This is a genomic window from Phyllobacterium sp. K27 (assembly GCF_054796155.1).
Genome location: NZ_JBTWND010000003.1, coordinates 97,971 through 112,055, shown reverse-complemented (window position 1 = coordinate 112,055; position 14,085 = coordinate 97,971). Strand labels below are relative to the sequence as shown.

Genomic DNA, 14,085 nt, shown 5'->3' with positions numbered 1-14,085 from the left:
ATGGCAAAATTCTTCATCCTCGGCGAAGCAGAGACCCAAAAACTTTGGCTGGTTGATGTTGAAGGAGAGACAGTCGAAGCGTTATCGCTGGAAAAGCTACCAACTGCTGGGGACAAAAGTCTCGTCCAGCTAGTCAATCATGCTCGTGAGCACAACATAATTCTGATTAAAGGCGTCGACGTCGCAATATCGATGGATAGTCGATCGGAAGCAGCAACGATGTCTTTGTCGGAAAACGAAACAATAAACAATAAAGATTACTGAGTACAATCCAAACGTATTCTTGCTCTAAATTCGAATCATCTTATCTTTGTCATGTGGGCTCTCCTTAATGGAAAGGTTATTCGCATGGCACAAATTTATATCAGGAATGAACCAAACACAGATAAAATGTGGTTGGTAGACGTAGAAGCAAGGACTGTTGAACTTCTGGATCAGGACGTAATTGGTTCGCTTGGTCAAGCCGGCAGTACGTTTATTGAGACAATCAACCAGTTGGATCAGGATATTGTCGCTTCATCAGACCAACGCGGTGACTGTTCAGATAGGGCACTTTCGTTTGACAAGCGAAGTGATCCGTCTGATCGGGCGCTCTCGTTCGATTGGCGAAGCGGACCATCCGACCGGGCACTTTCAGCCAGTCCGTCGAGTCACTGACTTTGGACTTTTAAACGGCCTGTTGGAGCATTCATGAAATCACGGGCCGGGATTTCGGTTTTCGAAAGGCTCTCAACGGATGAAGCCAAGCTTCGTTCCGCTGCGGGCAATAACGACCCGTCATCCACAAGACTGCATGATGCGGATGTAACCGTGAACCGGTTGCGTCCGCACTTTTCCCGTTTGGGCATTGTTCGAATGGCCGAAGTGACAGGCCTGGATCGCATCGGTATCCCGGTCTGGATGGCGGTGCGCCCCAATAGCCGTACCTTGGCCGTCAGCCAGGGCAAAGGTGTTACGGCAGCACATGCGCGTGCTTCTGCTGTCATGGAAGCCGCTGAAATCGCCATTGCGGAGGATATTCCGGTTTCCTCGATCACTGCCACGAAAGCTGCGCTGCGCGACAACGGACATGCTGTTTTCGATGGGCGCATGCTTCTCATGCGCGGTGCTGACGAACCGGACGATAACGAGTCCATCGAATGGCTGGAAGGGTTTGATCTTCTCAGGCAAGTACCGGTTTTCGTGCCGCGTGAGGTCGTGTCGCTGGACTTCACGTCGCAGCGACAGCACTGGCATTACAGCCAATCAACTGATGGGTTGGCCTCCGGCAACTGCCTGCTGGAAGCCGTTATCCATGGATTGTGTGAACGGGTGGAGCGCGATGCGACAGAGCTGTGGCGCTTTCAGCGTGACGCTGGCGTTCAGGCGCGCTGTGTCGACCCGCATGCATTTTCAGACAGCAATATTGATTGGCTCGTCGACCATATCACCAGCGCTGGGTTTGTACTGAGACTTTTCGATACAAGCTCTGACATTGCGCTGCCGGTTTTCATGGCAACCATCAGCCCTGCGACGCAGCACGGCACCTATCTGCATTTCGATCTCGCGGCCGGATATGGCTGCCACCTCTCTCCACATGTAGCGGCCATGCGCGCAATTACCGAGGCGGCACAGACCCGCATCACCAATATTTCAGGGGCGCGGGATGATTTCGATCCATCGGAATATGCGCAGCGGCTTGCGCCGGACCTTGCCGTCTATATTCATGCGAAACCCGAAAGTGTTTTTCATTTCGAAGACCCGTCTCCGGTCGCACGCGCCAGTCTTGAAACCTATCTCCAACCCTTGCGCGAGCGCGGCATCAGGAGCGTGGTTGCTGTGCCGCTTGGCGGAGAAGAATATGGATTTTCCGTATGCCGCGTGCTGGTCAATGAGCTTGAAAGTCCGGCAGGAATTCGCAAGCATCGTTTTGGCGGGAGGGCGCTCAATGCAATGCTCCGCCAGTAAAGTAATGCCATGAAGATTCTTTTCGCAGGCCCAAGTCTTTCAGGAACCGAGTTTGTGCCATCACGCAGTGGAGAAGATGTGCTGCTGCCGGACCATGAACTCACCTGCCGCGGCCCGGCCAAATGCGGTGACATTACCCACGCGGTGGATCAAGGCTTTCGCACGATCGGGCTTGTCGATGGACGTTTTGAGGATGTTGCAGCCGTCTGGCACAAGGAAATCCTCTATGCCCTGTCAAAAGGCGCAACAATCTACGGCGGTGCCAGCATGGGGGCTTTGCGCGCCGCCGAATGCTACCCCTTTGGCATGATCGGCATAGGCGAAGTGTTCGAACGCTATGCCTTTGGCGGGCTGGAGGATGATGCAGCTGTTGCGCAGGTTCATGCGCCCGCCGAATTTGGCTATATCGCGTTCAGTGAAGCAATGGTCACGATTGACGCAACATTGGAAAAGGCCAAAGCCGCCGGAGCAATCAATTCGGATGAGCTGCTTTATATTCGCACCACGGCCAATGCCATATTTTTCAAGGAGCGCAGTTGGCGGCGGGTATTTGACGAGGCTTCAAAAAAAGTTGCCAGTGCAGAAGCCCGTGTCAAACCATATATCTGCAACATAAAGCGGCAAGACGCGACATTGTTGCTGGAAGCAATGTTGGGGCGACATGAGGCAAAAATGATGAGTGTGCGCGGCGTTCATTATTCTGACTGGAAATTCAACGAAACCAGCCAGTGGCTTAAGCTGAAGACTTAACTCTGCATTCATGTTCCTAGCCGAATTCAGTACAATCCTATTAGTTAGCGCAGATTCTGTAGAATTTTCTCAAAATACCGTTTGAGTCACGCTTGCGTAACGGGCAGCGATTTAGCTTTGTTCGTGTGGTCGCAAGTTTTTAAACGCATGAAAACAAAACAAAAAAAATCAAGCGTGTGTGGGAGCGAGCGGGCAGTCAGTGGGGGACCTACGCCGGAATTCTAAAGTGAATTGAATGTAGAATTTCGGCGTAGCACTGCTTCATATCCGTCCTGAAGAAACCAACCAAATAATCAAGACCCGGGCACGACACGCGCTCTCGCCGGCGCATGCGATGTCACGGGCGAGGGGTAGTATTGTGAAAGTAGCGATCGTTCATTATTGGCTTTTATCAATGCGAGGCGGTGAAAAAGTTCTTGAAGCGCTGAGCGAGATCTATCCGGACGCCGACATTTTCACACTGGTCTATGACCCGGACGCTATCACGGGCCGGTTGAAGAACCACAAAATCACAACGTCTTTCCTGCAAAAGATACCCGGCTCAAAGAAGCACTATCAGATGCTGCTGCCCTTAATGCCGCTGGCGCTGGAGAGCATGGATCTGACCAGCTATGATCTCATCATCTCAAGCGAGTCTGGTCCGGCAAAGGGTATCATTCCCAAACCCGACGCGCTGCATGTTTGCTACTGCCACTCACCCATGAGGTACATCTGGGATCACTACTTTTTCTACCATGCCACTGCGGGCTTCGTGAAACGGTTGTTCATGCCGGTGATAGCATCCTGGCTACGCCAATGGGACGTTTCGACCAGCGCGCGCGTCGATTGCTTTGTTGCCAATTCCCGTCATATCGCCAACCGCATACAAAGATATTACCGGCGGGATGCGGTCGTCATCCACCCGCCCGTCTCTGTCGATGATTTTGCCGTATCCGATGTTGTGGATGATTTTTACCTGTGTGCCGGGCAACTGGTAGGTTACAAGCGCGTTGATCTTGCGGTGGAAGCATTCACCAGAATGAACAAGAAACTTGTGGTGATCGGTACAGGCGAAGAAATGACCAGCCTCAAAAGCAAGGCAGGGCCGACAATCACATTTCTGGGTCATCAGCCTTTTGCATCTCTGAAAAGCCATATGGCACGCTGCAAGGCGCTCATTTTTCCCGGAGAAGAAGACTTCGGTATTGTGCCGGTTGAGGTCATGGCTAGCGGTCGGCCGGTTCTTGCCTATGGGAAGGGTGGGGCAGTCGATACAGTGATCGAAGGCGTTTCCGGCATGCTGTTTGCAGAACAATCGGTCGAGGCCATGATGGACTGCGTAGAGCGATTCGAGCAGGCGGAAAGAAGCTTTGTCCCTTCCAGAATTCGCGCGCACTCGCTGCGATTCAGCAAGCAGACATTCAAAGACAAAATTAGCCAACTCATCGGCAGGGAATTTGAACGCCGCAATGCGCAATACGCTGCAGACACGATGTTGCAGGCACCAGTCGTGCCTGAGAGGGGTCGCTCCGGTGCGCTTGTGCTCGCCCTGAAGCCGCCGGCACAAGCTGGTACAAACTCCCTGCGACCGGGCTGAAGGATATTTACCCTATGCTTGAACGTGTCGTAATCATCAATGACGAAGCCGTGGCCAGTGGCGGCGCGGCTGCCCTGGCATTGCTATCGGGAAGGCTGCTACACGAGGCGGGCATCGCCGTTACCTTCCTGACAGGTGACTCTGGCGCCGGTTTTCCGTTGCAGGGGAATAATGTGGAGGTTGCGGGTTTGGGAAGTCAACCACTCCTCAAATTGCCGGTTCACAAGCGCATTATGGATGGCGCATATAACAAGGCCGCCTATGAGGCGATTACGCGCTTTATTGCGCAAAGGGATACGCCGGGCACAGTTTATCACGTCCATGCATGGGCGCAGATACTGTCGCCTTCCATATTTTCGGCGCTTAAACCAGTCTACAGCCGTCTGATAATATCAGCGCATGATTTTACATTGGTATGTCCCAACGGGAGCTATGCCAATTTCAATACAAACACGGTATGTTCGTTGACGCCGTTAAGCGGGCAATGCCTGGCTTCAAACTGCGACAAACGCCGTTACGCCGACAAGCTGTGGCGCTTTGCACGTTCGTGGTTGCGCACACGGCTTCTGGATATGTCCAAGTCCAACTGCACGATTGCTTCCATTCATCCAATGATGAATGCGTGGCTGGAGCGCGGTGGAATTCCGCCATCACGCATCAGAACGGTGCTTAATCCAGTCAAGCCTTTTGCAAAAAAGCGTATAGCTGTCGAAGATAATGGTGATGTATTTTTTATAGGGCGGCTTGAGTTTGAAAAAGGTGTCGACATTGCTGCCGAAGCCGCACGGATAGTGGGACGCCGGTTGCGTGTCATCGGGGATGGAGCATTTCGTGCAGAACTCCTCCAGCGCTATCCGGAAGTTATATGGGAGGGCTGGAAGACCCATGATGAGATCAATGAACTTCTTCAGGAAGCCCGTTTCGTCGTCATGCCAAGCAGGCTCCCGGAACCCTTTGGGCTTGTCGCTCATGAAAGCCTTCAAAGCGGAATACCGATCGTCGCGTTCAAATCTGCTTTCATTGCCACTGAAGCGGAGGATATCGGATGCGGAATTGTTGCAGAAGCGCCTGACGCTGAAAGTCTGGCAGCGGCATTTGCAGAATTGGATAGTGATGATCGCGTCAAGAGCATGAGCATTGCTGCCTTCGCTCTTTCTCCGGGCTTGGCCAATACGCCAGAAAGCTGGTGCAAAGAACTGATCGACCTTTATGACGCATGTCTCACCAGTGGAGAATTGCAGGATGTGCGCCAGCTTGCTGATCGCATTGCTGGCTTGCACCCTTTTCAACAGGCGATCTGACGATCAAGCCATCAAACTACATCCGCTTTGATTGTCTTGTTTACGGGCATGAAGTGGCGATCCTGTTCGTTTGTTCACCTGATGATGCGAAATTCAGGATTCGAATGGCCCGCGCGTCCGACGACAACGCGCTATCCTTTTATTCATACTTTTTAGTTAAAGTTGTAATTGATTTAGTAGAGGGCTAAATCTGCCGGACTATCTTTGGCCCAGATTCAAGGATAGGGTTGGTTTCGTCAAAAATCCAATGCTACGAGATAGATGAAAAATACTTCTGAGAATATTGACAGTTCACGCGAGCGCCCAACGAAGTCATTTTTTGACCTCGTGGAAGAGAAGTATCTCATTCGCTGGGCTGCATTCTTCCTTTGCGTGATGTTCTGGCTCATTATCTGGCGGATGCTCTAAATCCGCTCAATCCCGTTTTCAGCTTCGTCACCGCTCGCCGCAAGCCACTCGCGCAAAATAGCAACAGACATTGGCCCGAGATTTGGGATTAGATTCAATTCCAGTTTGGAGGCCCACTGCCTGTCAGGCTCCCAATCGGGTGGCATGTCCCAAGGTGCCCCACCCTGTTCGACCCACAAGGCGTTGGCGATCCTTGTATGGACCGTTTTGGACGGGCAAAATGATTGAAGGAGAGGGGGCATGAGTAACCCAGACAAGAGTTGCATCCGTATCACACCGATCAATATGTTCGCCAAGAGCATTTCGAACTAAAACGGCTGCGAAATACCCTAACTGTTTGTTTTTACGCAACTCCGCATGGAAAATCGTTCTACACTTTCCAGGATTTGCTCTCACCAGTTTTCAGTTCAGCAGCTTCCTTTCGCCAACAGCACGACCGATACTGTCCGTATCATGATCTTCATATCGCCCCAGATAGAGCGTGATTTGAAATAGTCTGTGTCGAGTTGCACCCGTCTATCATATCCAGTACCGCTACGACCGCTAACCTGCCAAAGGCCCGTTATGCCGGGTTTCATCTCGGTGTAATATCGATAGGAATCGCCATAGCGGCAAATCTCTTCCATTACGATCGGACGGGGACCCACAATACTCATTTCCCCACGCAAAACGTTGATGAGCTGTGGAAGTTCATCCAGGCTCGAGATTCGCAAGAAGCGACCGACTCGATGGATTCTCGGATCTGTTTTGAGTTTTTGAGTTTCCGTCCATTCACGCAGTGAATCCGGACACTGAGCCAGAAGCGTAACCAGGCGCGCATCTGCATCTTTCGCCATGGAGCGGAACTTGAAGCAAGTAAACTCTCTGCCGTTCAGGCCAATTCTGTGCTGCTTGAAAACTATCGGGAAGCCGTCAGTCACGGCCAGAATGCATACAATGCAGATCAGTAACGGAAGCAGAAATATGAGCGCGAGACTGGCCAATGTGACATCAAGGGTTCTCTTGACTACATCGTAGTATAACCGGCTTTTTGCCGACATTTTTTCGGTCCGCTGTTCTATCAGCGGTTCTGTAATGTAGGACATAATGCAAACCCCAACCCATCCCATAGTTTCGGCTTGTCCAGACGCGTCGCGCTAGAAATCCTTTTGAACCGCGGCATAGACCCACTGCGTTCCAAAAAACTGCAAGCCCCCAAGCAAAAAGTCTATTCTAGTCAGGAAACTCGAAATTTACACGCTGCAACTATAGTATTGCAGAAGTTGTTGTATTGTTGTTATTTGCCGTTCGATTCCCTGTATACAAATAAACTATAGTATAAACGTTTTGCGTCAATAATTAATAGTACTTAAAGGGACATGTTGTACCCTTAGCAATATTCATTAAAATTAGAGCTAATTCCGTTAACTGCCATCGAGCGCGCTTGATTCGACGCAGCTTCGTCCGGATGGGAGTGTGCGGCGGTCGTTGAAATCTAAGCTTTATTTACTCTTGCATAAATCTATTACGAATCGGGTTCCGAGCGTATCCAGATGGTGACACCCAACAATACCGTTCATGAAGTCGGGTCTAACCAATTTTATAGTTTCTTCCGCATAATCTTCAGCATCCAGTCGTGTAATTTCCTGGATATTAAGTCCGTAGCCGTAAACCCCATGAGAATTACATTGAGACGGGCGGAAAACCCGATCACCTACTATATGAACCCGGCCTCCGTTTCGGGCGATGTCACTGCCAATAATGACAGGGTTGCGTTTATGAGGGATCACGGTTTTCAGATCTGGCCCGTCAACGGCAAAGGCATAAAGCTCGCTGGAGTGATCCATGAACGTGTGATGATCCGATAGAGAAGTCAGCAGCCACCATTGTCCTTTTGCCTTGAACATCGTTGTGTCAGCTGGGCTTTTGCCTTCAAGCGCTGTCGAGTGAAGTTCCCACCTCAGTGGAAATTGCGTGCACCGCCATATCTCGACCCGGTCTGTCTGGTGGGTTTCGGGAATCATATAAATGTCGGAACCGTTGTTGAATATAAATGGATAGGAAAGATGGTAACTCGTACGCAGGCAGGTACCGAGAAACTCGGCTTCCGTTCCGGACAGACGTGCAACGGATATCCAGGCATTCTGGCTGTTGTCCGGGAAACACTCGAAAAAGACATAGTCCTGGTCTTGCCAACGAAACAGAAAAGGATCAGCTGCCCACATGCCATCAGCAAGCTTGAGGGGTTTGGCCTTGTCGGGAGCGAAATTCTCAATGCTCCCATCACCCATATAGACTCCCCAGCTCCTGGCATTAAGTCCAACTGTCGCCCTTGTGCGTATCGCCAATTTCTCGCAGATGTTTCGGCCAAGCTGCCCCAGATATGCCATGGAATCGCCAAGCTGCGGGGCGGTTCGTGCTTTAACAGGTGGCATGGTGGAGCTTGTGACCAGCTTGCGCGTTTCAGCCAATCTGCGTAACTCGCGCAGAAGGAGAAGGACGGACTTTTCCTTGGTGAATGCACCATTCAGTGCCGCGCTGTACTTTGTGTTATAGCGTGCGCTTGCAATAACAAGAGGCTGCGGTTCCAGGTTCAGGTGCGCTACCAATTGAACAAGGGTCAGAGCGGCACGCTCTTTAACTTCCCAAAAGCCTGTCCAGTCGTGTCCATTGGCTGCATTGTCAACAAAGTCGAGTGACCATTCGCCAAACTCAATCTGCCCCAGGCATGCCTGCGGGAGAGCTTTTGCAGTCAGCCGCACTGCCACATCGATGTTTACATCGAGCAGTCCGTCACGACCGGCCCGCAAGGGCACAGGAATCCGATATTGCTTGTTTCCAAATGGTTGGGGGGGATAGTGCAGTTGTTTGACGAATATGCGCTGTTCCAGTCTGTCAATAAACCGTCCGGCAAATGATGCTTCGCGCGCCGCACCCGGACCGGTTTCGATGATTGCTGTCAGATCAAACTCGCTGCACTTCAGGATGCCTTTGATGAGCTTGATTTCCCAATTCTGTAGCCGCCCGAAGGAATCGGTTATGATGCCGATGCGAAGCCTTGTAGACATTGTGTCCCCCTTGCGCCGCGCTCATCAGCCCCCCGGACTGCGTTTAAATGCGCAAATTTCTCTTGGGTTGAGGGCGGCCCTGGACCGAATGTTCCACTTTCGCAAGCGTCCGTCCAGAATGCCTAATCTAATTGATTAGCGGGGTAGTTCCTGAAACGAAACCGGCCATCTGGTATTGATAGGGCAATCGCTTTCTACAGGCTGGTTGAACTTTGTGTGCACGCGACACGTGTCTGTGCAGAGCCAATCCGAGCGTTCAAAGCAAATGCCGGGGACATCACGCTGAAACAGTTTTCTCAGATATCTGCCGAGAGGCTTACTGCCAGGAAAGCAGCCGTAATGGGGTTTATGGCCGTGGCTTCGCGCATCTGTGCTCAGCTGGCGCAAGTTGTTGTTTTCGTTCTGGCCGCGCGAACGCTCTCGGCAGCAGAATTTGGTATCTACACCCTGATCCTGGCTATTGCCATCCTGTTGACCCGTATTGCCGAAGCTGGCTCGCGAGAGTTCATAATGAGCTGCCGTGAGGATATCTCGCTGTTCAACCAGATCGCTACAATGGCTTTGGCCAGCGGAGCAACAGCAATGGCGATTGGCTTTGGCGTTTCGGGAGCGATGGACCAATTTTTCGAGATGAGGCTGGCGGCTGAAATTCTCGCCATCTTCTCGGTCTGGGTCATATTCGCAACCTTCAGCGCGGTTTATGCCGGTTTATTGGTTCGTCAAAGTCGATCTGAAACGCACTCCATTCTTGTTATGATCGGCGAAGGCATCGGGCTGGTGGTAACATTGGCCGGTTTGCTCGCGGGGTGGGGAATATTTGCCCTGGCGGTGGGCAAGCTTTCCATGCAGATTACATATCTCTGCTGTGCCATGATCCTGACGAAGTGGATACCTCGCCCGCGCCTTCATTGGTCAATAGTGAAGGAACTCGCTGCGTTTTCCCGCTACATACTTGCGACCCGCATGGTGGCTTATTTTCATACCTATGCAGTCACGTTTGTGATCGGTATTTTCTTCGGTACGGCAAGCGTGGGTTACTACCGGGTGGCAGAACGGCTTGGGTCATCATTTGCCGATATGATGGACGAGCCGAGCCGTCTGATCGCCTGGGTCAGCCTTCGGCGTACAGTCCGGGACGATCAGAATCTTTCCGAAGTCAAACGAAGTGTGGGAAAAGAAGCGACCTTGCTGTTGCCATTCCTGCTTGCCCTTGCTGCTCCGGTTTTTATTGGCCTTGCGCTGATATCGGAAAAACTGGTGGTTCTCTTGTTGGGAGAGCAGTGGCATCCGGCAGCGCCGCTGACTGCTCTGCTCGCCTTGATGTACATGCTATACAGTCCGGCTGTACTCACCGAGCCGGTCTTGTCATTGACGGGGCAAGTACGACGTTTGCCGCTGATCTCGCTTTGTAACGTTGTTGTCGCCGTGGTGTTTCTGCTGGGAGCAGTTCCCTTTGGTATAGTAGGCGTTGCTATCGGGCAGGTCATGGCAAGCATGATAACGATATGCATAACTGTGTGGCTGCAGAGCCATTATGGCGGAGTTAACTGGAAGCGGGTAGGCACCAACAGCATTATTATTGTGCCAAGCCTGATCGCGATGATCGCAGGCATTTTCTGGGTTTCCCGGTTATCTCTGTCGCCTGAACTGGACCTTGGACTTCAAATTCTAACAGGTGCCCTGATCTATACCGGCGTGCTCGCCACGCTCTACATTTGCTTTTTTAAAGTGAACAACACTTTTGCCTGGAAGAAGGTGAAAGTGCCGAGCGAATCCAACCTCTAAAGCTGAAGAGAGTCATGATGCAGCCGACCATGAAGAATACGGACACAATATTGGCCGCTCCCGCTCAAATGAAACTTCACAGTTTTCTTGGCGTAGAGCTCGAAATTGCGACCGGTGTGCTGATGCCCAGACAAGAGACCGAGTTGCTCGGTCGGACAGTCATCGACATGCTCGCGGGCATGGGATCACCCCTCGTGATCGATATGTGTTGCGGTTCGGGAAACCTTGGGCTTGCAATTGCAGGCGCAGTTGCCTCGGCAAAGGTCATGTGTGCGGATTTGACCGATGAAACGGTGAGTGCTGCCCGGCACAATGCGATGAGGCTGGGTCTCTCGGACCGTGTCGAAATCTATCAGGGCGATTTGTTAGGTGCATTTGACGGGAAAGATCTGGCTGGAAAAGTCGATCTGGTTGTATGCAACCCGCCCTATATTTCCGCCAAGCGATTGCACGAAGCACTAGCCCATCTTCTTGTAGACGAGCCGCGTGAGGCCTTTGACGGTGGTCCTTTCGGGATTTCCATACTTCAAAGGCTGGTTCGGGATTCCGTGGCTGTGTTGCGGTCCGGCGGTTCTCTGGCTTTTGAGTTCGGCGAAGGCCAGCATCAGCAGGTGGCTCATCTGCTGTCACGATCAGGGGCATATGAACAAATTTCGTTTGTCGACAATGAAGCGGGGGTCCCCCGTGTCGCAGTTGCACGAACAAGATAGCAGGCGATGGAGAGCGTTGTATGGACGGCGCGGCATTCAGTGAGGTTCGGAACTTGGCATCCCGGGATATTCCTGCGGTGGCGGCCATGTTCTTGCGCACGTTCAAACCAGCGCATGCCACTCTTCCGTCATCGTTAGCGGATTATCTATCCGAACTTTACCTTGATCCAAACAACACCACGAATATCATTTCGCAAGTGCATATTCGCGGAGATGGAGTGCTGTCGGGCTTCATCGGGGCTCTTCCCTTGAAGATGACTTTCGCAAATGCATCGTTGCAAGCAGCAATTTGCGGCCCGTTGATGGTGGAAGATCATGAGGCAGATCCGCTTGCCGGTGCACGCCTGTTGCGCGCTTTTCTTGCCGGTCCGCAAGATATCTCATTGAGCGAAACGGCCAACGAAACATCACGGATTATGTGGCGCAAGCTGCGTGGCAAGATTCTGCCAGGATACAGTCTGGAGTGGATACGCGTGCTACGTCCTGCCGCCTTCTTTGTGGAAACGGCATCGAAGCGGTTCAAACCTTTGAAATATGCCAAGGTGCTATCGTGGTCTTTCGATGTCATTGCGCACCGCCTTATGAAAACCGGTATGCCAGAGGCACCTCACGGTGTGAGCGACTGTGACATTGGGCCGGACAGGCTGGTGCCGCTCATCACATCCTGTTTGAAAGATTACCTATTGAGGCCGGACTGGGAGCCAGCCGCTTTAAGCGAGGTTCTGGCAACCGCGCGCAATAAATCGACCTATGGCACCATGCACAGTAGAGTTGTAACGGGCCGGAATGGCGCTCCACTCGGTGCTTACCTGTTTCATGGCGATCGTGGAAAAACCGCACGCGTGCTGCAAATCATTGCCTCGAGAGGGCATGAGTCCGCCATATTGGACAGCCTGCTCTGCTATGCAAATTCCATAGGTGCAATTGCGGTTCGGGCCCGTTCACAACCACAGCTTATGGAAGCCATGATGACCCGCCAGGGCGTTTTTTTTCAACGCTCCTCCACCGTGGTGCATGCGCGGGACGCCAACATTGTGGAGGTTTTTTCAAGAGGAGATGCGTTCTTCAACGGACTTGCTGGTGAAGGCTGGAACCGTTTGAATGGCGATGAATTCTTCTGAGAATGGAACTACAAATTTATGTTGTTCGCCTTCATGAAGCCCCATATGGATTTGTTGACATCGACAATGGAGTCGATTGTTGTCTGAATCCGCAACATTTCCGCATCATCGAGTGCTTCAACTTTTCCGTATTTCAGGTTCTCATCCATATCGACAATCCGCATCAACTGAGTTGATGCGGTTCGCCCGGATTCGTCAAATGAGTATATGCAGTGGTTATACTTGTTCCGCAGGCGTTGCTCACGGGTCATTCTGGCGGTGATTTTAAGAACCGCAGCTTTGGTTTCTGGCGTTGTCGAATGTATTTTTGCAAGACGTTCGATCAGATCAATGCGGGCTCGTGTCGTGTTAAGCGTCAAGAAAATGACAGTTGCCGCTTCCTTGTTGGTATCCAGCAGGTGGGCAATCAAATAGATGAACAAACTCTCGGTATTGGTCCAAGTGTAGTTCAGTTTGCCCACCAGCATGAGGACATCGTCGAGCCGCGACATGGACACTACATAACCCGGGCCATTTCTGGCGCAGTTGCGTAGTGGCTTACCGGCGCCTTGTAACCTCTAAAAGGGGGCTGGAAGGCCTCCTGATCCCTGGTATTACGGTATACGGCAGCTGCCTGCGTGCGATTGTGGACCCGTAGTTTACGGATAAGGTTATGGACATGGACCTTAACTGTATGCTCGGACAATGTCAGGCGATCGGCAATGATCTTGTTTTGCAGGCCTTCAGAGAGCAACTCCAAAATTTGCTGTTCACGGATTGTCAGCGTTTTAATTGGTCGCGTTACACCGTCGGTCGGCTGATGAGGGTTGCTTTGAGCTCGCCCGTTCATGCCATCTCGCATTCGATCTGCCAGGCGACTGATTTCAGGCGGGTAATATTCGCCGCCATTCAACATCAGCCAAATGACTGCAAGCCATATGTCCAGTTTCAAATTGAAAGGCAGCAGACCCTGGATTGCTTTGCTATCGAACAGACTGTTGAGTTCATCCAGTCCCGTTACATTGTCATCGATCATCACCGTGATGGAAGCGTTGGGAAAGCGCTGCCTGCACCGTGAGGCCGATTCACTGAAATTCGCCACGAAGCCCGCATGTATGAGAACGAGCTGGATGTCGTCATCATAAGGCTCAGCTTCTGTAAAGACACTGCTAAGATGGATATCGATATTTGTGAAGGTGCGTTCCAGTGACTGCACCAGCCCCTGAAAGACTACGCCGGCTTCGGCATAAATAAAAATCGAACTTTTAAAGGCCTTCCCATTCTCTGCTGTTTGATCAGTTTTGATATGATCTGAAAGCTTGCGTGGTATGTTTCCACTCATGATATTCCCCTACGCCCTTTATCGGGAAGTATTTCTCCCGAGGTTTCTTTTGTTTTCTGGATGTTATCTGAATAGTTTTTCTCATGATCATTAATCAGTGTGTGTGTAGCCCCCGCTAC

At 51.6% G+C, this 14,085-nt stretch carries 14 protein-coding genes; 10 read left to right on the top strand and 4 right to left on the bottom strand.

Annotation, left to right across the window (positions count from 1 at the left end; genetic code table 11):
• The 7 genes from ACYJL1_RS18350 to ACYJL1_RS18320 all read left to right on the top strand — a co-directional run bounded on the left by ACYJL1_RS18350 (position 1) and on the right by ACYJL1_RS18320 (position 5,982).
• Positions 1-264, top strand: coding sequence for a hypothetical protein (locus tag ACYJL1_RS18350; protein ID WP_460898371.1), 264 nt, complete (start codon positions 1-3; stop codon positions 262-264).
• Positions 265-348: 84 nt separating this feature from the next.
• On the top strand, positions 349-657 hold the full coding sequence (locus tag ACYJL1_RS18345; protein ID WP_460898370.1) for a hypothetical protein: 309 nt from the start codon (positions 349-351) through the stop codon (positions 655-657).
• Positions 658-690: 33 nt separating this feature from the next.
• A complete protein-coding gene (locus tag ACYJL1_RS18340) occupies positions 691-1,947 on the top strand; it encodes a YcaO-like family protein (protein ID WP_460898369.1) in 1,257 nt (418 codons plus the stop codon).
• Between the two features lie 9 nt (positions 1,948-1,956).
• Positions 1,957-2,697: a TfuA-like protein gene (locus tag ACYJL1_RS18335; RefSeq protein WP_460898368.1), complete on the top strand. Its 741-nt coding sequence runs from the start codon at positions 1,957-1,959 to the stop codon at positions 2,695-2,697.
• A gap of 358 nt (positions 2,698-3,055) precedes the next feature.
• A complete protein-coding gene (locus ACYJL1_RS18330) occupies positions 3,056-4,273 on the top strand; it encodes a glycosyltransferase (protein ID WP_460898367.1) in 1,218 nt (405 codons plus the stop codon).
• 14 nt (positions 4,274-4,287) lie between these two features.
• The gene (locus ACYJL1_RS18325) at positions 4,288-5,574 is read left to right on the top strand and encodes a glycosyltransferase family 4 protein (protein ID WP_460898366.1); all 1,287 of its coding nucleotides are present in this window, start codon (positions 4,288-4,290) and stop codon (positions 5,572-5,574) included.
• A 261-nt stretch (positions 5,575-5,835) separates the two neighbouring features.
• The gene (locus tag ACYJL1_RS18320; protein ID WP_460898365.1) at positions 5,836-5,982 is read left to right on the top strand and encodes a hypothetical protein; all 147 of its coding nucleotides are present in this window, start codon (positions 5,836-5,838) and stop codon (positions 5,980-5,982) included.
• A 407-nt stretch (positions 5,983-6,389) separates the two neighbouring features.
• Here ACYJL1_RS18320 and ACYJL1_RS18315 read toward each other — a convergent pair whose 3' ends face one another.
• Both ACYJL1_RS18315 and ACYJL1_RS18310 read right to left on the bottom strand, forming a co-directional pair.
• Positions 6,390-7,022, bottom strand: coding sequence for a sugar transferase (locus ACYJL1_RS18315; RefSeq protein WP_460898364.1), 633 nt, complete (start codon positions 7,020-7,022; stop codon positions 6,390-6,392).
• A gap of 441 nt (positions 7,023-7,463) precedes the next feature.
• Positions 7,464-9,029, bottom strand: coding sequence for a glucosamine inositolphosphorylceramide transferase family protein (locus tag ACYJL1_RS18310; protein WP_460898363.1), 1,566 nt, complete (start codon positions 9,027-9,029; stop codon positions 7,464-7,466).
• Positions 9,030-9,368: 339 nt separating this feature from the next.
• Here ACYJL1_RS18310 and ACYJL1_RS18305 point away from each other — a divergent pair, with 339 nt between their 5' ends.
• Genes ACYJL1_RS18305 through ACYJL1_RS18295 form a run of 3 tightly spaced genes read left to right on the top strand, consistent with a single transcriptional unit; the run spans position 9,369 to position 12,645 of the window.
• Complete coding sequence (locus ACYJL1_RS18305; RefSeq protein ID WP_460898362.1) at positions 9,369-10,814, top strand: oligosaccharide flippase family protein; 1,446 nt, start codon at positions 9,369-9,371, stop codon at positions 10,812-10,814.
• Between the two features lie 14 nt (positions 10,815-10,828).
• On the top strand, positions 10,829-11,524 hold the full coding sequence (locus ACYJL1_RS18300) for a N5-glutamine methyltransferase family protein (RefSeq protein WP_460898361.1): 696 nt from the start codon (positions 10,829-10,831) through the stop codon (positions 11,522-11,524).
• Positions 11,525-11,544: 20 nt separating this feature from the next.
• Positions 11,545-12,645: a hypothetical protein gene (locus tag ACYJL1_RS18295; protein WP_460898360.1), complete on the top strand. Its 1,101-nt coding sequence runs from the start codon at positions 11,545-11,547 to the stop codon at positions 12,643-12,645.
• An 8-nt stretch (positions 12,646-12,653) separates the two neighbouring features.
• On the opposite strand, the gene ACYJL1_RS18290 is transcribed toward ACYJL1_RS18295, so the two are convergent.
• Positions 12,654-13,136: a hypothetical protein gene (locus ACYJL1_RS18290; protein ID WP_460898359.1), complete on the bottom strand. Its 483-nt coding sequence runs from the start codon at positions 13,134-13,136 to the stop codon at positions 12,654-12,656.
• Between the two features lie 5 nt (positions 13,137-13,141).
• Positions 13,142-13,966 carry a response regulator transcription factor gene (locus ACYJL1_RS18285; protein ID WP_460898358.1) on the bottom strand — a complete coding sequence of 275 codons (825 nt, stop codon included), beginning with the start codon at positions 13,964-13,966 and terminating at the stop codon, positions 13,142-13,144.
• Positions 13,967-14,085: the final 119 nt, after the last annotated feature.